This is a genomic window from Pseudomonas sp. PDM25 (genome assembly GCF_019219045.1).
Classification (GTDB): Bacteria; Pseudomonadota; Gammaproteobacteria; order Pseudomonadales; family Pseudomonadaceae; genus Aquipseudomonas.
The window spans coordinates 1-294 of sequence record NZ_JAHUWL010000089.1 but is presented as its reverse complement, the minus strand read 5'-3'; the positions used below and the strand labels follow the sequence as shown (position 1 = coordinate 294).

Annotated in this window: 1 pseudogene; it reads left to right on the top strand. The window is 58.8% G+C overall.

Annotation, left to right across the window (positions count from 1 at the left end):
* Nucleotides 1–294: pseudogene (locus KW848_RS31460) on the top strand (LysR family transcriptional regulator); the annotation flags it as partial.

Here is a 294-nt window from a genome sequence, read left to right as displayed (position 1 = left end):
CGCGAGTGCTGTATCCACAGGCGCGGCGAATGGTTGCCGACGCCATGGCTTTGAGCCGATTATTTCGTGCAGGTGAAAGCCGCGCACTGCTCGAGCTGGGTGTGGAAGGTGACATTGCTGACAGCCATATCGAAGGGTTTATACGTATGGCCCATCAGGCGCTGCCGAATTTGTTACTGACCCTGAAAGAAGGTTGCCAGGGCGATGCCCGCCTGGCCGTGGAAGAGCTGTGCTGCGAGGACGAATTGTTCCTGCCGCTCTGGGAGGAGTCCTACGTGATGACACTGCCCGTCG